The 22,861-nt window shown below is 43.0% G+C and carries 21 protein-coding genes and 1 other RNA gene; 13 read left to right on the top strand and 9 right to left on the bottom strand.

The features are described 5' to 3' along the window. Window positions 1-15 precede the first annotated feature (15 nt). On the bottom strand, window positions 16-534 hold the full coding sequence (locus CKV74_RS06080) for a gluconokinase (RefSeq protein WP_095177140.1): 519 nt from the start codon (window positions 532-534) through the stop codon (window positions 16-18). A gap of 229 nt (window positions 535-763) precedes the next feature. On the opposite strand from CKV74_RS06080, the gene idnD reads away from it, so the two are divergent. The 7 genes from idnD to cydC all read left to right on the top strand — a co-directional run bounded on the left by idnD (window position 764) and on the right by cydC (window position 9,595). After that, window positions 764-1,801: an L-idonate 5-dehydrogenase gene (idnD, locus tag CKV74_RS06075; RefSeq protein ID WP_007243055.1), complete on the top strand. Its 1,038-nt coding sequence runs from the start codon at window positions 764-766 to the stop codon at window positions 1,799-1,801. Window positions 1,802-1,817: 16 nt separating this feature from the next. After that, window positions 1,818-2,582, top strand: coding sequence for a gluconate 5-dehydrogenase (gene idnO, locus CKV74_RS06070; protein ID WP_007242926.1), 765 nt, complete (start codon window positions 1,818-1,820; stop codon window positions 2,580-2,582). A 16-nt stretch (window positions 2,583-2,598) separates the two neighbouring features. Next, on the top strand, window positions 2,599-3,948 hold the full coding sequence (locus CKV74_RS06065) for a GntP family permease (protein WP_007242949.1): 1,350 nt from the start codon (window positions 2,599-2,601) through the stop codon (window positions 3,946-3,948). Between the two features lie 77 nt (window positions 3,949-4,025). Beyond that, on the top strand, window positions 4,026-4,883 hold the full coding sequence (locus CKV74_RS06060; RefSeq protein WP_095176869.1) for a co-chaperone YbbN: 858 nt from the start codon (window positions 4,026-4,028) through the stop codon (window positions 4,881-4,883). Between the two features lie 85 nt (window positions 4,884-4,968). Beyond that, window positions 4,969-5,922 carry a thioredoxin-disulfide reductase gene (gene trxB, locus CKV74_RS06055; RefSeq protein ID WP_095176868.1) on the top strand — a complete coding sequence of 318 codons (954 nt, stop codon included), beginning with the start codon at window positions 4,969-4,971 and terminating at the stop codon, window positions 5,920-5,922. A 182-nt stretch (window positions 5,923-6,104) separates the two neighbouring features. Then, the gene (gene cydD, locus CKV74_RS06050) at window positions 6,105-7,865 is read left to right on the top strand and encodes a heme ABC transporter permease/ATP-binding protein CydD (protein ID WP_095177139.1); all 1,761 of its coding nucleotides are present in this window, start codon (window positions 6,105-6,107) and stop codon (window positions 7,863-7,865) included. Next, window positions 7,865-9,595: a heme ABC transporter ATP-binding protein/permease CydC gene (gene cydC / locus CKV74_RS06045; RefSeq protein ID WP_007243044.1), complete on the top strand. Its 1,731-nt coding sequence runs from the start codon at window positions 7,865-7,867 to the stop codon at window positions 9,593-9,595. Before cydD ends, cydC begins: the two co-directional genes overlap by 1 nt. Window positions 9,596-9,619: 24 nt before the next feature. Here the strand turns inward: cydC and ffs are convergent. Then, window positions 9,620-9,718, bottom strand: an RNA gene (gene ffs / locus CKV74_RS06040) — signal recognition particle sRNA small type. 110 nt (window positions 9,719-9,828) lie between these two features. Between ffs and nrdG the strand changes: the two genes are divergently transcribed. Beyond that, complete coding sequence (gene nrdG, locus CKV74_RS06035; protein ID WP_095177138.1) at window positions 9,829-10,296, top strand: anaerobic ribonucleoside-triphosphate reductase-activating protein; 468 nt, start codon at window positions 9,829-9,831, stop codon at window positions 10,294-10,296. Here the strand turns inward: nrdG and CKV74_RS06030 are convergent. Then, window positions 10,293-11,081: a TatD family hydrolase gene (locus tag CKV74_RS06030; protein ID WP_007242816.1), complete on the bottom strand. Its 789-nt coding sequence runs from the start codon at window positions 11,079-11,081 to the stop codon at window positions 10,293-10,295. The genes nrdG and CKV74_RS06030 overlap by 4 nt on opposite strands. A 175-nt stretch (window positions 11,082-11,256) precedes the next feature. After that, window positions 11,257-11,766 (bottom strand): peptidylprolyl isomerase, encoded by a 510-nt coding sequence (locus CKV74_RS06025; RefSeq protein WP_007243033.1) that lies wholly within the window; start codon window positions 11,764-11,766, stop codon window positions 11,257-11,259. A 95-nt stretch (window positions 11,767-11,861) separates the two neighbouring features. Between CKV74_RS06025 and cysS the strand changes: the two genes are divergently transcribed. After that, window positions 11,862-13,241: a cysteine--tRNA ligase gene (gene cysS / locus CKV74_RS06020; protein WP_095176867.1), complete on the top strand. Its 1,380-nt coding sequence runs from the start codon at window positions 11,862-11,864 to the stop codon at window positions 13,239-13,241. Window positions 13,242-13,319: 78 nt separating this feature from the next. On the opposite strand, the gene CKV74_RS06015 is transcribed toward cysS, so the two are convergent. Continuing rightward, complete coding sequence (locus CKV74_RS06015; protein WP_007242831.1) at window positions 13,320-13,994, bottom strand: tetratricopeptide repeat protein; 675 nt, start codon at window positions 13,992-13,994, stop codon at window positions 13,320-13,322. 10 nt (window positions 13,995-14,004) lie between these two features. After that, a complete protein-coding gene (locus tag CKV74_RS06010) occupies window positions 14,005-14,721 on the bottom strand; it encodes a YwiC-like family protein (RefSeq protein WP_095176866.1) in 717 nt (238 codons plus the stop codon). A gap of 103 nt (window positions 14,722-14,824) precedes the next feature. Between CKV74_RS06010 and CKV74_RS06005 the strand changes: the two genes are divergently transcribed. The 3 genes from CKV74_RS06005 to CKV74_RS05995 all read left to right on the top strand — a co-directional run bounded on the left by CKV74_RS06005 (window position 14,825) and on the right by CKV74_RS05995 (window position 17,234). Further along, entirely contained in the window at window positions 14,825-15,175 is a 351-nt protein-coding gene (locus tag CKV74_RS06005; protein ID WP_007242917.1) for a RidA family protein, read from the top strand. 96 nt (window positions 15,176-15,271) lie between these two features. Next, window positions 15,272-15,685, top strand: coding sequence for a Z-ring associated ZapG family protein (locus CKV74_RS06000; protein WP_007243011.1), 414 nt, complete (start codon window positions 15,272-15,274; stop codon window positions 15,683-15,685). Window positions 15,686-15,854: 169 nt separating this feature from the next. Next, on the top strand, window positions 15,855-17,234 hold the full coding sequence (locus CKV74_RS05995; RefSeq protein ID WP_007242811.1) for a DegQ family serine endoprotease: 1,380 nt from the start codon (window positions 15,855-15,857) through the stop codon (window positions 17,232-17,234). 111 nt (window positions 17,235-17,345) lie between these two features. Here the strand turns inward: CKV74_RS05995 and rng are convergent, their stop codons facing one another. Further along, window positions 17,346-18,821: a ribonuclease G gene (rng, locus tag CKV74_RS05990; RefSeq protein WP_007243042.1), complete on the bottom strand. Its 1,476-nt coding sequence runs from the start codon at window positions 18,819-18,821 to the stop codon at window positions 17,346-17,348. A 116-nt stretch (window positions 18,822-18,937) separates the two neighbouring features. Between rng and cmoB the strand changes: the two genes are divergently transcribed. Then, a complete protein-coding gene (gene cmoB, locus CKV74_RS05985) occupies window positions 18,938-19,903 on the top strand; it encodes a tRNA 5-methoxyuridine(34)/uridine 5-oxyacetic acid(34) synthase CmoB (RefSeq protein ID WP_007243049.1) in 966 nt (321 codons plus the stop codon). 127 nt (window positions 19,904-20,030) lie between these two features. Here the strand turns inward: cmoB and CKV74_RS05980 are convergent, their stop codons facing one another. Both CKV74_RS05980 and ushA read right to left on the bottom strand, forming a co-directional pair. Beyond that, the gene (locus tag CKV74_RS05980; RefSeq protein ID WP_007242821.1) at window positions 20,031-21,188 is read right to left on the bottom strand and encodes a chorismate mutase; all 1,158 of its coding nucleotides are present in this window, start codon (window positions 21,186-21,188) and stop codon (window positions 20,031-20,033) included. 9 nt (window positions 21,189-21,197) lie between these two features. Further along, window positions 21,198-22,841: a bifunctional UDP-sugar hydrolase/5'-nucleotidase UshA gene (gene ushA / locus CKV74_RS05975; protein ID WP_095176865.1), complete on the bottom strand. Its 1,644-nt coding sequence runs from the start codon at window positions 22,839-22,841 to the stop codon at window positions 21,198-21,200. Window positions 22,842-22,861 lie beyond the last annotated feature (20 nt).

The following is a 22,861-nucleotide window of genomic DNA, read 5'->3' as shown; positions in this document are numbered from 1 at the left end:
CGACTAATAGCGGACTTAAGCCAATAATGGGCGTAATGCATCAATACAGCGCTGTACAACCTCCTCAAAGGAGCCATCAATATCGATATGCATGACATCAGGTTCATCTGCTCCAGGAATCTCTAAAGTTTCGAACTGACTTTTCAACATTTCCGTTTTCATGTAATGCCCTTTACGCTGCTTCATGCGTGCCAACACTAAATCAAATGGACCTTCTAAAAATAGGAATTTTACGCTGTCGTTACCATCACGGATCAAATTCCGATACTGTTTCTTCAAAGCCGAACACACGATAATGCCGACTTCGCTTTTTTGTTCCAAACTAAAAGCCGCATCGCGGATACGTTCCAACCAAGGCGCGCGATCCGCATCATTTAATGGGTATCCTTGTCCCATTTTGATAATGTTGGCTCTCGGGTGAAGATCATCTCCATCAATTAATTTAATTCCCAAGCGACGGGCAACTTCTGTTCCAACCGATGTCTTACCGGTGCTGGAAACTCCCATTAAAATAAAGCTTTTACCTTTTGCCATTGGATATTCCTCCATCTTTTTCCGTCAACATACCTGAATTTTATTAGAAATGTTACCAGTAACATTATTTTCTGTGATACAGATCACTATTTTTTTCTAATGGAATAAATTTTTATTAAACCATATTTAAAATATTTTGAAGTTTGTCACATTTCTGATCATTTCACCTTTACCCATTTTCTGCGTAACGGTATGTTACCCGTAACTTTATCACCTGCAGGGGGAAATTATGTCCATAGAAACGTTGTCTTGTGTTGTGAAAGGGGCCAAAAGCCTCGATATCATCAAACAAACCGTTGATTATGATGAAACGGATCGCGAGCATACTTTAGTTGAAATTACCCGCGGCGGAATTTGTGGTTCCGATTTACATTATTATCAACACGGAAAAGTCGGTAACTATGCAGTCAAACACCCTATGATTTTGGGGCATGAAGTGATCGGTAAAGTCCTCAAAACCAATGCACCAAATCTCTATGTCGGCCAAAAAGTCGCAATTAATCCAAGTAAACCCTGTTTGACTTGTAAATACTGCCTAGCGGGCGACACCAACCAATGCGAATCCATGCGTTTCTTTGGTAGTGCGATGTATAACCCACATGTCGACGGTGGTTTTACCCAATTTAAAGTGGTTGACAATAGCCAATGCATTGATTATCCGCAAGATGCTCCAGATGATGTAATGGCATTTGCCGAACCTTTTGCGGTAGCCATTCATGCGGCCAAGCAAGCAGGTGACTTAACCGATAAAACAGTGTTTGTTTCCGGAGTCGGTCCTATCGGTTGTTTAGTTGTTGCAGCCGCAAAAGCCCTAGGCGCGAAAGAAATTGTGTGTAGCGATCTCAGTGAACGCTGCCTAGAAATCGCCACCCAGATGGGAGCTACCAAAATATTAAATGCTAACGAGGATTTCAGCCAATATTCTGCCCATAAAGGTGTATTCGATGTGTCCTTCGAAGCTGCCGGCCATCCATCATCAATTCAACGCTGTCTTGAAGTCACCAAAGCCCGCGGCACTATCGTACAAATCGGCATGGGCAGTAATGTGCCAGATTTCCCTGTCATGACTTTAATAGCCAAAGAAATTAACTGGAAAGGCTCATTCCGATTTATTGAAGAATTCAATACCTCGGTTGAATGGCTAAGCTCCGGTAAAGTGGATCCGTTACCACTGTTATCCGCGGTTTTCCCTTATACCGATTTCCAACAAGCCCTTGAAGTAGCGGGTAATAAATCCGTTATTTCCAAAGTTCAACTCACATTTTAACGATTGAGGATGCATGATGAATAACTTATTTTCACTTAAAGGAAAACGGATATTAATCACCGGTTCTACCCGCGGTATTGGTAATCTCTTGGCTCAAGGCGTAGCCGAATATGGCGCCGAAGTCATTATTAATGGTACCAATCAAGAAAAAACCCAAGCCGTAGCCGAAGAATTGCGTAATAAAGGCTATGTAGCTCATGCCGTAGCCTTTGATGTAACAAACACTGAGGCTGTCCACCAAGCTATTGAACAAATTGAACAGCAAATCGGCCCGATTGATGTATTAATAAACAATGCGGGCATTCAACGTCGTCATCCATTCTGCGATTTCCCGGAAAAGGATTTTGACGACATCATTAAAGTCAACCAAAAAGCCGTCTTCATCGTATCGCAGGCGGTAGCAAGACACATGGTAAAACGCCAACAAGGAAAAATTATTAATATTGGCTCCATGCAAAGCGAATTAGGTCGCGATACCATCACACCTTATGCCGCTTCTAAAGGTGCGGTCAAAATGTTAACTCGCGGAATGTGTGTCGAATTAGCCCGCTATAACATCCAAGTGAATGGTATCGCCCCTGGTTACTTTAAAACGGAGCTCACCCAACCCTTGGTTGAGAATAAAGAATTCAGCGACTGGTTATGCAAACGGACTCCAGCGGCTCGCTGGGGAAATCCTGAAGAGTTGATTGGCGCGGCAGTATTCCTCTCATCCAAAGCATCCGATTTTGTCAACGGACAATTGATCTTCGTTGATGGCGGTATGTTGGCTGCCGTTTGATTTACTGGAGGATATTATGCTGATTTTCATTTTAGTCGCATCCATCGCATTACTCTTGGTGATGATTATCAAATTCAGAGTGCATGCATTCGTTGCGTTGATTACCGTCAGTTTACTGACTGCCTTAGCTGCCGGCATTCCGGTGAATCAAATTCTACCGACCTTATTAACCGGTTTCGGTAATACTTTAGCCTCAGTTGCTTTATTGGTGGGGCTTGGCGCGATGATTGGTCGTCTATTAGAGATTACCGGTGGCGCCAAAGTATTGGCCGATACGCTGATTAATAAATTCGGTGAAAAACGGGCACCTTTTGCGTTAGGTGTTGCCTCTTTGCTATTTGGTTTCCCGATTTTCTTTGATGCCGGTTTGGTTGTGATGCTACCGATTATCTTTAGCGTAGCAAAACAATTTGGTGGTTCGCTGTATCGCTATGCCTTTCCGGCTGCCGGTGCATTTGCGGTAACCCACGCATTCTTACCGCCGCATCCAGGTCCAGTTGCCGCAGGTGACCTATTAGGAGCCAACATTGGTCTACTAACCTTAGTGGGAGTTGTACTCACTATTCCAACCTGGTACTTCGCCACCTATTTATACGGGACTTATTTAGGTAAAAAATTACACCTTGATTTACCAAAAAGCTTCCTTAATTCGATGCCAATTAATGAAACTGCCGTCATAAATCCACCAAGCTTTAGGAAGGTTTTATTGATCCTCTTATTGCCATTGGTATTAATCATGTTGGATACCGTATTAAATACCCTATCCGTAGCGAAAGTAGTCGATGGTTCACAATTATGGGTAGAAAGCTTACGCTTACTTGGTAAAACCCCGGTTGCCTTATTGATTACCTTGGTTGTATCCATTCTATTATTAAAAGAACAACGTTCTTACGAGCAAATTGAAAAAATCTGTGATAACGCCCTTGGCCCAATTTGTGCCATCGTACTAGTTACCGGTGCCGGTGGTATGTTTGGTGGGGTATTGCGTGCTAGCGGTATTGGCGATGTATTAGCACAAATGCTAACCGATACAGGTATGCCGGTGATCGTTGCAGCGTTCTTAATCTCTACCGCATTACGGGTGGCACAAGGTTCTGCTACCGTGGCAATTACTACCACCTCGGCACTCATTGCGCCAACCGTGGCAGCCACTACAGGTTTAAGCCAATTTGACCTCTGCTTTATCGTAATTTCTATCGCTTCCGGCGCAACCGTACTTGCTCATGTGAACGATAGCGGATTCTGGTTAGTCAGCCGCTTCTTGGAGATTGATACCAAAACCATGTTCAAAACTTGGACTGTACAGGAAACATTAATCGGTTTAGTGGGATTTGGTCTTTCCCTCATCGGTAGCATTATTCTCTAAGCCTTCTTTTCAGCTTTTAAAAAGCTGAGATGATTTGCTAAAATCAGCCATTATTTTTTCTCAAACAAGGAATAAAAATGGCTGATTTTTCTTTTATTGTCGATGTTACTGAAGTAAATCTGAACGACATTCTACAGCGCTCCCTGGAAACCCCTTTGGTTCTAACGTTCTATGCGCCAAGTCATCCCGAATCGGCTAATTTTAGCGCTTTGCTACAGCAAATTGCCGAACGCTATCAAGGGCAATTTATATTGGCTAAAGTCAACTGCGAACAAGAACAAATGATCGCAGCCCAATTTCGCATTCAGGCCTTACCGACTACCTACCTTTTCAAACAAGCTCAAGCCTTAGATGCCTTTCCAGGAGCCTTGGACGAAACCACTTTATTACAACGTTTAAGTGTTATTTTGCCAAAGGAAGAGGATCTCAAATTTCAGAAAGCCTTGGATTTTTTGCAATTAGAAGATTACGCCTCAGCCTTACCACTATTAAAAGAAGCTTGGGAACTTTCCGATAAGAAAAATTCCGATGTTGCCCTGCTCTACGCTGAAACCTACATCGCCATGAAAAAAACTGAACCAGCTAGTGAAATATTGGCGCAAATTCCTATCCAAGATAGAGACAGTCGTTGGAATGGTTTACAGGCACAAATCGAGTTACTCATCAAAGCAGCCAACACACCGGAAATACAACAATTACAGGCCGATTATGCCAATCATCCAACTGCGGAAATTGCCCTAAAACTAGCCATTCAACTGCATCAAGCCAATCGTAACGAAGAAGCGCTGGAACTGCTGTTTGGGATCTTAAAAAGTGATTTAGGGGCTGCTGGCGGTGAAGTTAAACAACAATTTTTGTCCATTTTAGCGGCTCTTGGGAATAGTGAACCGCTCACTAATAAATATCGCCGATTGCTTTATTCATTACTTTATTAGTAATTTTCATCCCTGAAAGATCGCTTTTTTATTATGAGCCCCTATAATGGTCGGCCACAAAACAGATGAAATAAGTAGGATTTTTATGTCAGACGTTAAACACAGCAAATTACTCATTTTAGGTTCCGGCCCAGCCGGTTATACCGCGGCCATTTACGCGGCTCGCGCCAATTTAAAACCGGTATTGGTTACCGGTCTGCAACAGGGTGGCCAATTGACCACCACCGATGAAATTGAAAACTGGCCGGGCGATTTTGAAATGACCACCGGTCCTGGCTTAATGCAACGTATGTTACAACACGCAGAAAAATTCGAGACGGAAATCGTCTTCGATCATATCAACCGCGTCGATTTATCCAGCCGTCCATTTAAACTCTACGGTGACACCCAGACCTTCAGCTGTGATGCCTTAATCATTGCTACTGGTGCCTCCGCCCGCTATATCGGATTGGAGTCGGAAAGCGCCTATAAAGGTCGCGGTGTATCTGCCTGTGCCACCTGTGATGGATTCTTCTATCGCAATAAACCGGTAGCCGTTGTGGGCGGAGGCAACACTGCCGTGGAAGAAGCTTTGTATTTGGCCAACATTGCCGCCGAAGTGCATTTGATTCACCGTCGTAACAGCTTCCGTGCAGAAAAAATCTTAATCGACCGTCTCTATAAAAAAGTCGAAGAAGGCAAAATTATTCTGCACACCGAACGCACTTTGGACGAAGTGTTAGGCGATAACATGGGCGTTACCGGCGTTCGGCTGAAAAATGTCAACAACCAAGAAACCGAAGAATTATCTCTAGATGGCCTATTTATCGCCATCGGCCATGCGCCCAATACGGAAATCTTCCAAGGTCAGTTGGCATTGAATAATGGCTATATCGTGGTGAAATCCGGTCTTGAAGGCAATGCTACCGCAACTTCCGTAGAAGGCGTATTTGCGGCAGGCGATGTGATGGATCACAATTATCGTCAAGCGATCACCTCAGCAGGTTCAGGCTGTATGGCTGCTTTAGATGCCGAGCGTTTCCTCGACGCGCAGGGCTAATCCAACGCGCAAGGCGCACGTGAATAACGGGCGCCTTTTTCCCGACAATTTAATTTTCACACCAACCCTAATAAAATCAATAACTTAGCATTAATTTTCGGAAAAACTTGAAAAAATGGCATGGCATTTTAAAACCACCGGCCTCCAAATTAATGTCTAAAAAACACAATACCGCACATTGTATGGACAAATCCCGTCAAAAATATTTGCAAAAATGGCTCAAAGCCCAGCAACAGCCCATTAAAAAGCTCATGGGAGCCAATATTGCTCTAGCGACACTTTCCTCGCTCATTCTGGTGGCGCAAACCTATTTTCTTGCTACCTTGCTTGATCAATTGATCATGCAACAGGCTTCTGCCACTACGCTTTGGCCGTATTTCCTCGGCTTAATTGTAGGGTTTGGGTTACGCGCCGGCATTTTATGGGCGCGTGAAAAGATCGGTTTCCAAGCAGGTAAAGCCCTGCGTAACCATATTCGGCAACAAATTTTGGACAAAATCCGCCTAGTTGGTCCCGCCGTGATTCAAGGCAGGCCGGCTGGGAGTTGGGCAAGCATTATGTTGGAACAGGTCGAAAACCTACATAATTTTTATGCCCGCTATTTGCCGCAACAAAGCCTTTCCGCCATTGTGCCAATGGTGATTTTAATCGCTGTATTTCCGCTCAACTGGGCTGCTGGCCTAATTTTAATGGTCACCGCTCCATTGGTCCCGATTTTTATGATTTTGGTGGGAATTGCCGCCGCAGATAGCAGCCAAAAAAATATGGCCACCCTCGCCCGTTTAAGCGCACAATTTTTAGATCGCCTACGCGGTGTGGAAACGTTGCGTTTATTCAATCGCAGTCGGGAGCAAACAGAACATATTGAAAAGACGACACAGGATTTCCGTGAAACCACCATGGATGTGTTGAAAATGGCGTTTTTGTCCTCCGCTGTATTGGAATTTTTTACCTCGATTTCCATTGCGTTAATGGCGGTTTATTTTGGTTTTAGCTATTTAGGACAAATGGATTTCGGTACCTATGGTACAACGCTCACGCTGTTTAGCGGCTTTTTCTGCTTAATTTTAGCACCGGAATTTTATCAACCGCTACGCGACCTCGGCACCTATTATCATGATCGAGCAGCTGGTATTGGTGCTGCCGATGCAATCGTTGAATTTTTAGAAGCAGATTATTTGATCGCCCATCAAGGCAATCAACAAATTCCGGTACAACATGCGGTGGAAATCCAGGCGGAAAATTTGGTGGTGCTGTCGCCGCAAGGTCAGCCATTAACCAAAGCTCTTTCCTTCCATATACCACAAGCAAGCCATGTGGCGCTTGTCGGCCAAAGTGGTGCGGGAAAAACCTCATTGGTAAATGTATTACTCGGTTTTTTACCTTACCAAGGCAGCCTTAAAATTAACGGTAGCGAGCTTAACCAAAGCGACTTGATACAATGGCGGAAACAAATTGCCTGGGTAGGGCAAAACCCATTATTGCTCCAAGGTAGCATTAAGGAAAACCTACTTTTAGGTGATATTCAAGCCTCAGAGGAGCAAATTGAACACGCCTTAATCACCGCACAGGCCAAGGAATTTACCGATAAATTAGGCTTAGATAGTGAAATTAAAGATGGTGGTCTTGGCATCTCTGTCGGTCAGGCACAGCGTTTAGCCATTGCCCGTGCACTATTGCGTCAAGGCAGCTTATTATTACTTGATGAACCCACTGCAAGTCTGGATGCGCAATCGGAAAATCAGGTGCTATCCGCCTTAGCGGCAATTAGCCGACAACAAACTACCTTGATGATCACCCACCGCATTGAGGATCTGAAACAATGCGACAATATTTTAGTGATGCAACAAGGTGAAATTGTGCAACAAGGCAATTTCCAACAATTACAAAATCAAGGCTTCTTCGCCGAGTTATTGGCGCAACGAAAACAGGATATTCAATAATGCGAGCCCTTTTTCCTTTTTTACGTTTATTTAAATTTGCCAAACTGCCACTTTTTTTAGGCTTATTGCTGATGATTATCGGACTGGGTTCCAGTATCGGCTTATTAACGGTGTCCGGTTGGTTCTTAGCGGCAACGGCAATCGCTGGTCTCGGCACGCTATTTAACTTTTTCTATCCCTCCGCCTCTGTACGCGGTTTAGCCATTAGCCGTACCGTTTTCCGCTATTTTGAAAAACTGGTCACTCACGATGCTACTTTCCGCATTTTGGCAAAATTACGGGTGCAGGTATTTGAAAAGATCATTCCACTAAGCCCGGCCGTTCTAAATCGCTACCGCAACAGCGATTTGTTAAACCGCCTAGTTGCTGATGTTGATACCTTAGATAGTCTGTATCTACGCCTTATCGCTCCTTTTGTTTCGGCAATCGTGGTGATCTTAGCCATCACCTTGGGATTAAGTTTTATTAATTCATCCTTGGCATTGGGACTAGGCGCGGCATTGCTAATCTTGGTTTTATCTATTCCAACAATTTTTTACCAATTGGGAAAAAAATTCGGTGAACAATTGGTCTTCTCCCGAGCCCAATATCGCAATCGCTTCCTGGAGTTTATTCAGGCACAAGCGGAATTGTTACTCTTTAATGCTGAAAATAAATTGCGCGAAAAATTAACTGAAAATGAACAAGATTGGCAGAACAAGCAGCAAAAAGAAGCTGATTTAAGTGGTCTTTCTAGCGCTCTTTCATTATTTTTAAATGGTTTGATTATTGCCGCTATGTTGTATTTCAGTGCCCAAGCCGATTTGGGCAATAGCGAATATCGCATGGCATTTATTGCACTTTTCACCTTTGCCGCACTCGCCTCTTTCGAAATTTTGATGCCGTTGGGTGCAGCTTTTTTACATATCGGTCAGGTAATTGCCTCAGCGGAACGGGTAACCGATATTATTGAGCAACAACCTTTGGTGGTCTTTGATGGCAATGCCGAATTGGACAGCAATGTCTCAACACTCATTGAAGCTAAGGATCTTTTCTTTACCTATCCGGAACGCCGCAATCCGGCCTTAGAAAATCTCAATTTGACGATTCAGAAAGGCCAAAAAGTTGCGATTCTAGGTAAAACCGGTAGTGGTAAATCAACACTTCTGCAATTATTAGTGCGCAACTATGATGCAGACCAAGGTCAATTACACCTTGCCGGTAAGCCAATTGCTGATTATGCCGAGGAGACCTTACGCAAGCAATTTTGCTTTTTGACTCAACGTGTCCATGTTTTTAGCGATACCCTACGACAAAACCTACAATTTGCCAGTGCCCTAGAAATTTCCGATGAGAAAATGAGCGAAGTCTTAACACAGGTTGGTTTAGCGAAATTGTTGGAACAGGAACAAGGATTGGATATTTGGTTAGGCGATGGTGGTCGGCCACTTTCCGGTGGTGAACAACGCCGTTTAGGTTTGGCCCGTATTTTATTAAATGATGCGCCGATTTTATTATTGGATGAACCAACCGAAGGATTAGATCGCGAAACTGAACGACAAATTCTGCGTTTAATTTTGGCTCATGCTGAAAATAAAACCCTAATTATGGTAACTCACCGCCTCACTGCGATCGAGCAATTCGATACCTTATGCGTGATTGATGAAGCGAAATTAATTGAAAAAGGCAGTTACACCGAACTACTACAGTTAGAAAAAGGGTTCTTTAAACAATTGGCGGAACGCGTATAAATAAGAAGGGAAGGTAGGGCGGAAACCTTCCCAGCTAATTCTCGGCACACCGAAATTCCGACTTTGGCTGCTTTCTTCCGAACCTGACCGGGTAAACCGGAGACGATTGCGAGAGACCGAGAAGGTTTCCATTGAATCGCTTGCGCGATGAGGGCGCTATTATGCAAGAATCGACCGCCGAATGCAACCGCCAAAACATCGAAGCGCGAGTTAGTGCGAAATTGAGGGCTGATATGAATTACTTACAATACTATCCGGTTGATATCGTGAACGGCGAAGGAACACGCTGTACACTATTCGTTAGTGGTTGTACGCATGCCTGTCGCGGTTGCTATAACCAAAAAAGCTGGTCGTTTGATAACGGGGTATTGTTCGATGAAGCGATGGCGCAGCAAATCATTAATGATTTAAAAGATACTCGAATTAAACGCCAAGGGCTTACCCTTTCCGGTGGCGATCCGCTACATCCACGGAATGTCGAAGCCTTGTTGCCTTTTGTTGAACGGGTAAAAAAAGAATGTCCAGATAAGGATATTTGGGTATGGACAGGCTATAAACTTGACGAGCTTGACGATTATCAACGCCAAATGTTGCCCTTCATTGATGTGCTAATTGATGGAAAATTTATCCAAGAACAGGCCGATCCGAGCTTGGTTTGGCGAGGGTCGGCCAATCAGGTGATTTATCGCTTTAAGCTTTAAGCAAATAAATTCAAGCTATTTTGCCAAAGCATTTCCCGAATTTCTTCTGCCCCTTCACTTCTTAAATCACACAGCGCCTCAAAGGTTTGCACAATGCGTTCCGGTCGATTGGGCTGACCTTGGAAACCAAACACCGGCATATCGGGGCTATCCGTCTCAAGCACTAACGCCTCAAGGGGTAATTTCGCAATAGCTTGGCGGGTTTTATTGGCCCGCGCATAAGTAATAGTACCGCCTACGCCAATTTTATAGCCCAAATCCACAAACCGTTTAGCTTGTTCATAGCTCCCCGAAAAGCCATGCAGTACGCCACCTTGAGGTAGGTCTGCCCGCTTCAAAAAGGCCAATAATTGATCATGGGATTTGCGGCTATGTAAACTCACCGATAATCGATATTGCTTCGCTAGGTATAGTTGGCTCTCCAAGAAATACTGCTGTTTTTGCCATAATTCATCGCTCAATAAATCGGCAATCGCCCGTTCTAAGCCTATTTCTGCTAACGCTGTGCAACGGCTATCGCATTTTGATAAGCCTCCTTCCAGACGCTCCAAATCCTCCATTTGATGGGTTTGAATATAGAGTGGATGCAATCCTAAGCCGTAGCGCAATTGTTGTGGAAATGCCTCCACCATAGCTTGAATAGTGGCAAAATCGCTTTCCTTAACCGCAACGATCAAGATTTTTTGCACATCGGCGGCAAGGGCGTTAGCAAGCAACTGCGACAAGGGCTCGCCACTAAATTGTTGTAAGTAATCAAGATGAGTATGGGTATCGAAAAAAGCCATAGTTAAGGTCGCAGATTGAAAATTGGGGAAATGTCACATTTTATATGTGACTTAAAAATCATCTATAATAAAATCAATGAGTTATATTCAATTTTAAGAAAAAAATTAAAAATCGAAGGGGCGTTTGGATGTCACATTGAAAAGGGCGCCATTGATTCCGTAGCGCCCTTCATCATTATTCCACCGAAACGGCAGTAATCACCACATCTTCTTTCGGTACATCTTGGTGGAAACCGTGATTACCGGTTTTTACCTTGGCAATTTTATCCACCACGTCCATCCCTTTTACCACTTCACCGAACACGGCATAGCCCCATTCCTGTACCACTTCGCGGCCAAACATTTCCTTCGCACGATAATCTAAGAAATTGTTATCCACCAAGTTGATAAAGAATTGTGCGGTGGCCGAATGTGGATCGGAAGTACGCGCCATGGCCAAAGTACCGCGTTTGTTGCTTAAACGATTGTTAGCTTCATTTTTGATCGGTGCTTGGGTGGCTTTTTCACGCATTCCGCTTTCCATACCACCGCCCTGAATCATAAATCCGTCAATAACACGATGGAAAATTGTGTTATTATAAAACCCGCTTTTACAGTAGTTCATAAAGTTCTCAGCGGTGTTCGGCGCTTTATCAAAATCCAATTTAATTTTAATGTCGCCGAAATTCGTATGTAATGTGATCATTTAATGCTCCTTTGAACTGAAAGGCACCCATTATTCCATAAAGGCCGCACACGCGCCACCTGGCGTGCGGCATTTTTAATGTTAAGAGAGCCACGATGTTAAAAATTTTTAATACCCTCAGCCGCGAAAAAGAAATCTTTAAACCGATTCATGCAAATAAGATCGGCATGTATGTGTGCGGTGTTACCGTTTACGATTTATGTCATATCGGCCACGGCCGTACCTTTGTGTGTTTTGATGTGATTGCCCGCTATTTACGCTCTTTAGGTTACGAGCTCACCTATGTGCGTAACATCACCGATGTGGACGATAAAATCATCAAACGCGCCCTAGAAAATAAAGAAACCTGCGAGCAACTTGTGGATCGCATGGTGCAAGAAATGTATAAGGATTTTGATGCATTGAATGTGTTGCGTCCGGACTTTGAACCACGTGCCACCCATCATATTCCTGAAATCATTGAGATTGTGGAAAAACTCATTGCCCGCGGTCATGCCTATGTTGCCGATAATGGTGATGTGATGTTTGATGTAGAAAGCTTTAAGGAATACGGCAAATTATCCCGTCAAGATCTTGATCAATTACAAGCTGGCGCTCGTATTGAAATCAATGAAATCAAAAAAAATCCAATGGATTTCGTACTGTGGAAGATGTCCAAAGAGAATGAGCCGAGCTGGCCATCCCCTTGGGGGGCAGGCCGTCCGGGTTGGCATATTGAATGCTCGGCCATGAACTGCAAACAATTGGGAGAACACTTTGATATTCACGGTGGTGGTTCTGATTTAATGTTCCCACACCATGAAAATGAAATCGCTCAATCTTGCTGTGCACATGGCGGCCAATATGTCAATTATTGGATCCATTCCGGTATGATCATGGTGGATAAGGAAAAGATGTCGAAATCCCTCGGCAATTTCTTCACCATTCGCGATGTGTTAAACCACTACAATGCCGAAGCAGTGCGTTATTTCCTATTAACCGCACATTATCGTAGCCAGCTCAATTACAGCGAAGAAAACCTAAATTTAGCACAGGGTGCATTGGAACGTTTGTACACGGCTTTACGGGGTACCGACCCGCAAGCAGTTGCTGTTGGTGGTGAAAATTTTGTAGAAGCCTTCCGCGAAGCAATGGATGATGATTTTAATACGCCAAATGCTCTCTCTGTCCTTTTTGAAATGGCTCGTGAAATCAATAAATTGAAAACTGAAGATGCTGAAAAAGCCAATGGCCTTGCCGCCCGTTTGCGTGAATTAGGTGCGATTTTAGGTTTGCTACAACAGGATCCGGAAAAATTCCTACAAGCCGGCTCTGACGATGATGAAGTCGCTAAAATCGAAGCTCTCATCAAGCAGCGTAACGAAGCCCGAGCGGCCAAAGACTGGGCAACTGCCGATGCCGCCCGTAACGAACTCACCGCCATGGGGATTGTGTTGGAAGACGGCGCTAACGGTACAACCTGGCGTAAACAATAATCCTATTATCATTAGTGAGAAAAACGGCGGTCATTTGACCGCCGTTTTTTATTTTAATAACTGAATTTTACTCTTGCATTAACGGGACAATCGAGCTAACCGGGCCGCCGCCGCTTCTTTTAATTCATCCGGAGCATTTTCTGTCCGTAAAATATCCGCATATAGCAGACGGGCAAGCGTGCGATTAGCCAAAGTGCCAATGCCTTCTTCATACATTCTAGCCAAGCGGAATTTACCTTCTAAATTACCGGCTGCTGCAGCTTTATTAACCCATTCAAAGGATTTATCGTAGTCCTTTTGAGCATAATAAATATCCCCCAGCATCAACATTGCATCCTGATCCTTGCCACGAATTGCCGTAGTTTCAAACAACTTAATCGCCTGCGGAACATCCTGCTTCACAAAACTGCCACGATAATACATTACCGCTAAATTATTAATCGCTTTAATACTGCCACCTTCAGCTGCTTCGCTAAACCACCAATAAGCCTTTTCCTTATCCTGTTCCGTCCCGCGGCCTAGGTTATACAACATACCTAAGTTACTTTGCGCCTGTAAATTGCCTTCTAGCGCTAAGGGATACAAAATATTGAATACCGCTTTCCAATCCTGTTTATTCGCTGCCTCTTGCGCTAGGGTTATTTTTTGCTCATCGCTTAAATGGGCTTTATCGCTTAAATCTATGGTTTTCATTGCCCATAAGGGGGAGCTTAAGAAAAGGGAAAGTGCGATAAAATATTTTGCCAATTGCATAATTAACTCCCTATAGGGTTGCGATTAATAAAAAAGCAAAGAACATTGCCGAAATTAAGAACTCGGTTAGACCGACCTGTTTTACTGAAAGTTTCTTTTGCGGTAATAAAACTGCACGCAATAATGGTACGCCATAGGCCAATGCCAACCAATTCAGATTTAAAAACAAAAAAGGTAATACACAGAATCCGTGATAAATAATGGAAGCACGCAGATAACGAGGATTTTTGCGCTCACGCAGCATAGATTTCACATAAAGTGTGGTGCCAACAAAAAACAATGTAGGATAAAGAGCCACCCAATAAATTTTTTCATCCCATACATTCGTTGAAAAATAATAAGCCGCCATTCCAGCCAAAGCGAAAATCAAAATCCCAGCGAAATCATTAAGTAAATTGCGCTCATCTCGTTTTTTTGTGAAATATATGGCAAGTGCGACCAATGGCAACATCGCTAATCCGAAATAAATTATCCGCCAGTTATAGAACAACGCAGGAATAGCAAACAATGCGCTAAGCGTTCCATAAATCATTGTCCACTTACGATATTCCGTCAGATTTTTCCCCTTAAACAGACTTAAAAAGGGATAAGTCATTAAATACAAAAAGCTCCAAGCTGCTAATAACCAGGCATGTTCGGCTACCGGATTACCGAGCAACATACCATAAAGAAAAGGAAGCAACGCCATTACAATGGCGCCATGTTGATTAGAAATGAGCAATTTCATCAGAGAACCTCAATATTTTTGTCAGGTATTTTAGTGCAAATTTAAAAATTTACAAAAAATGGCCTGCATTTTAGAATGCGCCATCCCTATTGAAGGAGTTCCTATGACAATCAAACGTTTACACATCAGCCCACGTTTTTGCGAAGCGGCAATTCATAACCAAACAGCCTACTTAGCCGGCCAAGTACCGGAACATACCCTTGAACAGGGTGCTTATGAACAAACTACTGAAGTATTGGCGTTAATTGACCATTTACTGGCAGAAATCGGTAGTCATAAAAGCAAGATTCTTTCTGCCCAAGTTTTCTTAAGCGATATGGCCGATTATGCTGAATTTAACCGTGCTTGGGATAACTGGGTTGATAACCAAAATCCACCAACACGAGCCACCGTACAGGCGAAATTAGCCGATCCGCGTTGGAAAGTAGAAATCGTCATTATTTCTGCCTTATAAAAAACAAAAGTAACAACTTTGTAAAATTTGTGATCCCAAGCAAAGATCCATCGTGGCTTTTTTGTTAGACTCGCTTCATCACATAAGGAGGACAACATGCAAACACTAACCCCCGAAATTCTTCTTGCTGGTGCTATCGGACTGATTATCGGTTTGATTTTAGGCTATGCGCTATTGCGTTTCACCAAAGGCTCAATTAAGAAACAAGCGCAAACAGAAAGCGCTCTAAAAATGGCCAATGCTCAATTAGAAACCCAACAAGCACAATTAGAAAAACACTTTGCCGAAAGTGCCGAATTGTTTAAGACCTTAATTAACGATTATCAAAAACTCTATCGCCACTATGCCAACAGCTCTAATACCTTACTTGGCGAACAAAGTCGTAAAGGGCTATTTACTCAACAATTAGTCACAGCAGTCGGTGAATCTCATCCGGAACAAGCGCCACGAGATTATTCCGAAGGTTCTTCCGGATTATTAAAAAGTCAATCCGAACAACAAAATTCCTAAACATAAAATTCAAACAAAATGCGGTCGGCCTAAAGTGATTTCAACAGCCACCGCATTTTTTTATTCTTTTTATCAATTCCCTTGTTTTTACAGAACATTTTCCCCATCTTGTGGTCTGAGTAGGCGCCGATTTTTACTCGGAATTGTTATTTTCTTATTGGAGAATTTTATGAAAAAAAGACATTTTGTATTAAGCAGTATTGCCCTCGGTTTAAGTGTATTGGGCAGTTCCTTTAGTGCTCAGGCCACAATTCCAGACGCTATCGTACAGCAAGGTAGCTTGGCACCGATGTTAGAAAAAGTACAACCGGCGGTTGTCACCATTTCCGTTGAAGGGAAAGCTAAAAGTAGCCGTAGCGCGATGCCTGATGATATTCCGGAAGAATTCAAATTTTTCTTTGGCGACCAATTCGGTGATCTTGGTCAACGTGGCGGACGTAATTTCCGCGGACTGGGATCCGGTGTAATTATTAATGCAGCCAAAGGCTATGCGCTTACCAATAATCACGTCGTCGATGGAGCTGACAAAATCACCGTAAAATTACAAGATGGCCGTGAATTCAAAGCTAAATTAGTTGGCAAAGATGATCAATCGGATATTGCCTTAATTCAAATCGAAAACCCGGCCAACCTCACCGAAGTTAAATTGGCCGACTCAGATAAATTACGAGTAGGTGATTTTACCGTGGCGATTGGTAACCCATTCGGGATCGGACAAACCGTTACCTCCGGTATTGTATCTGCACTCGGTCGTTCTACCGGCTCCGATAACGGCGCCTATGAAAACTACATTCAAACTGATGCAGCGGTAAACCGTGGCAATTCCGGTGGTGCTTTAATTAACTTGAATGGTGAATTAATCGGTATCAATACCGCCATTATATCACCAAGCGGCGGTAATGCCGGTATCGCCTTTGCGATTCCAAGTAATCAAGCCAATAATATCGTGCAGCAAATTCTGGAATTCGGTGAAGTACGTCGCGGTATGCTGGGTATTAAGGGGGGCGAACTCAATGCAGATTTAGCCAAAGCCTTTAATGTCAACGCTCAACAAGGTGCATTTATCAGCGAAGTAATTGCGAATTCGGCGGCCGAAAAAGCCGGTCTGAAAGCCGGTGATGTGATCACCGCAATGAATGGCCAAAAAATTGGAAGCTTTGCCGAATTACGTGCAAAAATTGCCACTGCCGGTGTAGGTAAAGAGATTGAACTTACCTACTTACGCGATGGTAAATCCAATAATGTGAACGTTAAATTGCAAGCCGATGATGGCACTCAATTGAGTGATGCTGCCGAGTTACCGGCATTAGACGGCGCCAAACTCGCCAACTACGATAAAAAAGGCGTTAAGGGCGTGGAAATTAGTAATGTCAAATCAGGTTCAATGGCTGCCCAACGCGGTTTGAAAGACGGTGATGTGATTATTGGTGTGAATCGCCAAGCGGTAGAAAACACTCAGGATTTACGCAAAATTCTGGAGCAAAAACCCTCTGCTGTGGCGCTGAATATTCTGCGTGGCAATAGTAACTTCTATTTGTTGGTACAATAATCAATACAAAAAAACGGTCAGCAATGACCGTTTTTTCTTTTTTAAATCATACCCAATAAAATCAATGACTTAGCATTCATTTTTGGAAAAACGTTGCATTTCGAGGGGGCGTTACATCACCACAACATCAAATTGTTCCTGATTGTAATACTGCTCCATCTTCACTTTCACCTGTTTGCCAATAAACATTTCCACCTCCGGCAACAAGCCATGGGATTCCTCATTGATCAAATATTCCGATACCGCAGGTGAGGCATAGACCACAAATTGCTCACTGGCAAAAAGATGATGCACGCGGATAATTTCCCGCATAATTTCATAACAAATGGTTTCCACGGTTTTCACCCGACCACGTCCATGGCACGTTGGACATTCGCCACATAGCACATGCTCCAAACTTTCGCGGGTACGTTTGCGGGTCATTTCTACCAATCCTAACTGGGTAAAGCCATTCACCCCGGTTTTCACGCGATCCTTAGACAGCGCCTGTTCGAGGGATTCCAACACACGCGTACGATGTTCTTCGCTTTGCATATCAATAAAATCGATAATGATGATCCCACCTAAATTTCGTAATTGTAGCTGTTGGGCAATCGCTTTGGTGGCCTCGATATTGGTGTTAAAAATCGTTTCTTCCAAATTACGATGGCCGACAAAGGCACCGGTATTGATATCGATAGTGGTCATGGCTTCCGTTTGCTCAATGATCAAATAGCCGCCGGATTTTAAATCTACCCGTTTATCTAATGCATTTTGAATGGCACTTTCCACACCATAAACATCAAAAATCGGTTGATTACCGCTATACAACATTAATTTTTTCGATAATTCAGGCATAAATTCATCGGTAAATTCTTTCACTTCAGCAAAGCATAATTTGGAATCGATGCAAATTCGCTCCAAATTAGTACCGATAAAATCCCGCAAGATACGCTGTGGTAATGCCGGCTCACCATAAATTTTAGAACGGGTCGGATATTTTCCGCGTCGTTCCAATACCTTACGCCACAAGCGTTTTAAGAACTCTGCATCTTGTCGCAATTCTTCTTCGCTAGCCCCTTCTGTCGCAGTACGAATAATAAAACCGCCTAACTCATCACAAAAAGGTTCAACCAATGCTTTCAGCCTTGCCCGCTCTTCTTCGCTTTCAATACGTTGCGAAACCCCAACATGGCTATTTTCAGGCATAAATACCAAATAGCGAGATGGCAATGTAATATCCGTTGTCAATCGTGCGCCCTTAGTTCCTAAAGGATCCTTTACCACTTGCACGACAATATCCTGCCCCTCGCGTACTAATTCTGAAATAGTTTTCGCGCGGAAATGTTTTTGCTCTTTTTCATCCACACATTCGGTGTGCGACACAATATCCGCAGCGTGCAAAAAGGCCGCCTTTTCTAGCCCAATATCCACAAACGCCGATTGCATGCCTGGCAATACACGGGTTACACGTCCTTTATAAATATTTCCCACAATGCCACGTTTAGCCTGGCGCTCAATATGCACTTCTTTTAATACGCCCATTTCTACCAACGCAATACGGGTTTCGTTGGGTGTTACATTCATTAATAATTCAGCACTTTCCATGGTAGACCTCAGATTTTCCAAGGCATCATTTTAGTGAAAAGGCAGCGAAAAGGAAAATAGAATAATCGTTGTAAATCAGCTAAAATGCCGCCCCTATTCTTTTAAGGAGCCTTATCGTGATTGACTTTCGTCCGTTTTACCAACAAATTGCCGCCACTGAGCTTGCGCCTTGGCTAGAAACCCTGCCTGCATTGCTCAAACAATGGCAAAGCCAGCCCCATGGTGAATATGCCAAATGGGCGAAAGTTATTGAACAGTTACCGACCTTGCAGGCCGATGAAATTAATTTGCAAACGGCTGTACAAAGTGCCTCCCAACAGGCCTTGAGTGAAGGCGAAAAGCAACGCATTGTGCATCATTTAAAACAGCTGATGCCTTGGCGTAAAGGGCCTTACCATTTATTTGATATCCATGTGGATTGCGAATGGCGTTCTGATTTTAAATGGGATCGCGTATTACCCCACTTAGCGCCATTGGCTGGCCGTACGGTGCTCGATGTTGGTTGTGGTAGCGGTTACCATATGTGGAGAATGGTTGGTGCCGGAGCAAAAATAGTTGTGGGGATCGATCCAACCGCTCTCTTTTTATGCCAATTCGAAGCCGTACGCAAACTGTTAAATAACGATCGGCGTGCGAATTTAATTCCATTAGGAATTGAGCAAATGCAGCCTTTAGGCGTGTTTGATACCGTTTTTTCAATGGGCGTACTGTACCATCGCAAATCCCCACTAGACCACTTAACCCAACTAAAAAGTCAGTTAGCGCCGGGGGGTGAATTGGTATTGGAAACACTGGTTGTGGATGGTGATGAAAATACTGTTCTCGTGCCTGGCGAGCGCTATGCCAAAATGAAAAACGTTTATTTCATTCCTTCAGTGTCAGCATTAATTCATTGGCTACAAAAAGTCGGTTTCCGCAACGTGCGTTGTGTTGATGTGGCACTCACAACCACAGCCGAGCAGCGTAAAACCGAATGGCTGGAAAATGAGAGTTTAATCGATTTTCTGGATCCACAAGATCACAGTAAAACTATCGAAGATTATCCCGCGCCTTGCCGTGCTGTCATTTTGGCTAACAAATAAATAAAAAAACGCGCTTATCAGCGCGTTTTTAACTTTTTATAGCAACCTTAATAAAATCAATGAGTTACATCCTATTTTAGGCAAAACTCTGATTTTCATGGGGGCGTTTTAGTAAAGGAAAAATGCCTTAAACCTGTGCCGGTTTAACGATTTCACTTGGATAACAGCCCAAAATCTTGAAGGTATTGCTATATTGCTTCAATTCCTCCAAGGCCGCTTGAGTATCAGGATGATGAATATTGGCCTCAATTTCCAAATAGAACATTTCTTCCCAAGGTTTACCATAGATCGGGCGTGATGCCAATTTGGTCATATTGATATGGTGTTTTTTGAACACTAATAACGCATCAACCAAACTCCCTGCTCGTTGTGCGGTGGTCATTAAGAGCAATGTCTTACTCGGAATCTGCGGCGAAACTTCACGTGGTTTTCTCGCAATCACAATAAACCGAGTAATATTATTTGGCTGATTAGCAATATCCGTGCGTAATACCCGTAAACCATATAGCTTGCCACCGTCCTCATTACCCAATGCAGCAATATTCGGTTTATTCAGACGAGCCACTAATTGCATAGCATGTGAGCTGCTTTCACAATATTCGATATGCACTTTATCAAGCCCTTGAATAAATTGACTGCATTGGGAAATCACTTGTGGATGACTATATAGCGTGTCGATTTGAGTTAAATCGTCCTGTTCGCCGACCAACACACAATGTTTGATTGGATAGGCTAACTCGCCAACCAATGCAAGCTCTGTGTGTTGTAGCAAATCATATACCTCATTGATCATTCCCGAAGTGGTATTCTCCAATGGTAATATGCCAAAATCCGCTTCGCCATCACGCACTTTGTCAAAAATCTCTTGAAAACTTTCACAACCGATTTCAACAAACTGTTTTTGATAACGGGCAGCATATTTTCGTGAGGCCAAATGGGAATAGGAACCACGTTTGCCTAAGAAGGCAATATGCAGATTTTGCTCTCGTTGTTCATTCAGTTTTTGTTGCAAATAAACCTGTTGGGTGAGCACCGAATCTTCAATAATTCGTTGAAAAATATCGATGATATATTGGGGTTCCAACTGGTAATTTTCACTTTCCGCGAATTGAACCAATTCCTGCAACAGGATTTGTTCACGAGGTAAATCGCGCAATGCCTTTTGGGTTACTTCTTTTGAACGCACTACATCAAAGGCTAAGCGATGGCGTTCAGAAAGCAGCTTTAAAATACTGCGATCAATTTGGGTAATCTGCTGACGAATTTCGGACAAAGGCAAACTCATCAATTTCTCCTATTTAAAAGTCACGGCATTATTTGGTGCATATTTTGCGGCATCAATCGGTGAATTTTTTTGTAAAAACTCTTTCAATACATCGGCATCAATGAAACCGCTATTCACGTAAGTTGGGTTCTTAGTTAGTTTAGGATAACCATCACCACCCGCCGCATTATAACTTGGTAAGGAAACACGATAGATTTTCTTCAAATCCAACGGTTTTCCTTGAATTTTCACGTTTTCAACTTTACCGGCTTTACGATCAACCACCATCGAAATGCCAGAATATTGAGCATAAGCACCGGAATCCACTTCTTTTAGTGCAACCACATTTAAATAATCTAATAATTCTTGGCCATTTAATTCAACGGAAGACACTTGGTTACCAAAAGGGTGCACTTTTAGCACATCTTTATAGGTAATGTCACCAGATGGAAGTGAATCACGCACACCACCGGAATTCATAATCCCCACATCGGCTTTAACTTTTTGGCGTTGCGCTTCGGCAATCAAATGGCCGAGATTAGTTTGTTCAAAGCGGATAATAGTACGATCCCCTTCCAATTTTCCATGAGACTCACCAACTTTTTGGTTTAGCAACTCACTTCCCTTATCCTGGTAGGTTTGGAGCAATTTTTGCATTTCCGGATCTTGCGGAATTTCTTCACCAAATAACACATATTCAGTTTTACCCTCGGCATTGGTAACTTTATGTTTTAAATTGACCGGGATAAGTCGATAGTTGACTAATTTCAACTCACCGTTTTTAAATTCAAAATCAGCACGGCCAACATATTTGCCCCACTCATAAGCCTGCATAATCCAGCTACCGTTTTGGAAGTCAGGTTTACAGGCTTGGGTTGGCTGGTAATCTTTAATCCATACGCCTTTTTCATCTACACAAACTGGATCATGGCTATGACCACCAATAATCACGTTAAATGCACCTTTTGGTAAATTACGCGCAAGCGACACATCGCCAGGTGCATTAGATCCATGCTGAGCATCGTAATAATAGCCCATGTGGGTTAAGGCAAATTTTAAATCTGGCTTAACTGTTTCATCTAATTCTTTAATAGTATTTTTTGCTGTTTCCGTCGGGTCTTTGAAAGTAACATTATTGGCTAAATATTCCGGATTACCCAATTTTGCTGTATCTTCCGTAGTCAAACCAACTACGGCAATTTTTAGTCCTTGTTTATCCAATACGGTATAAGGTTTTACTAAAGGTTTGCCGGTTTTATCATTAATGACATTAGCTGACAAAAATGGGAAGTTTGCCCAAGATTCCTGCATATCTAGAACTTGTAGCGGGTTATCAAATTCATGGTTACCTAAAGTGGTTGCTTCATATCCCATTAAATTAAAAGCTTTAATATCCGGTTCAGCCGTTAACATATCGGACTCTGGCACGCCGGTATTAAAATCACCGGCATTTAATAAAATTACTGATCCGCCATTTTTTTCTACTTCGGCACGTACGCGATCAATAATGGTTTTCTGTGCAGCAAAACCATATTCACCTTTGGCATTTGGCCAGAAATGACCATGGGTATCATTGGTATGTAATAGGGTGAAATGATAGGTTTTATCCTGTTGATAAGCCATTGCCGTTGAAATCGTTAAGGCAAGCGGGAGCACGGTAAATAATTTCTTCATAATAAAACCTCCAAAACTAA

The organism is Haemophilus pittmaniae, assembly GCF_900186995.1.
GTDB classification, from domain to species: Bacteria; Pseudomonadota; Gammaproteobacteria; order Enterobacterales; family Pasteurellaceae; genus Haemophilus_D; species Haemophilus_D pittmaniae.
The sequence above is the reverse complement of the archived record's forward strand: the minus strand, read 5'-3'. Positions and strand labels throughout refer to the sequence as shown.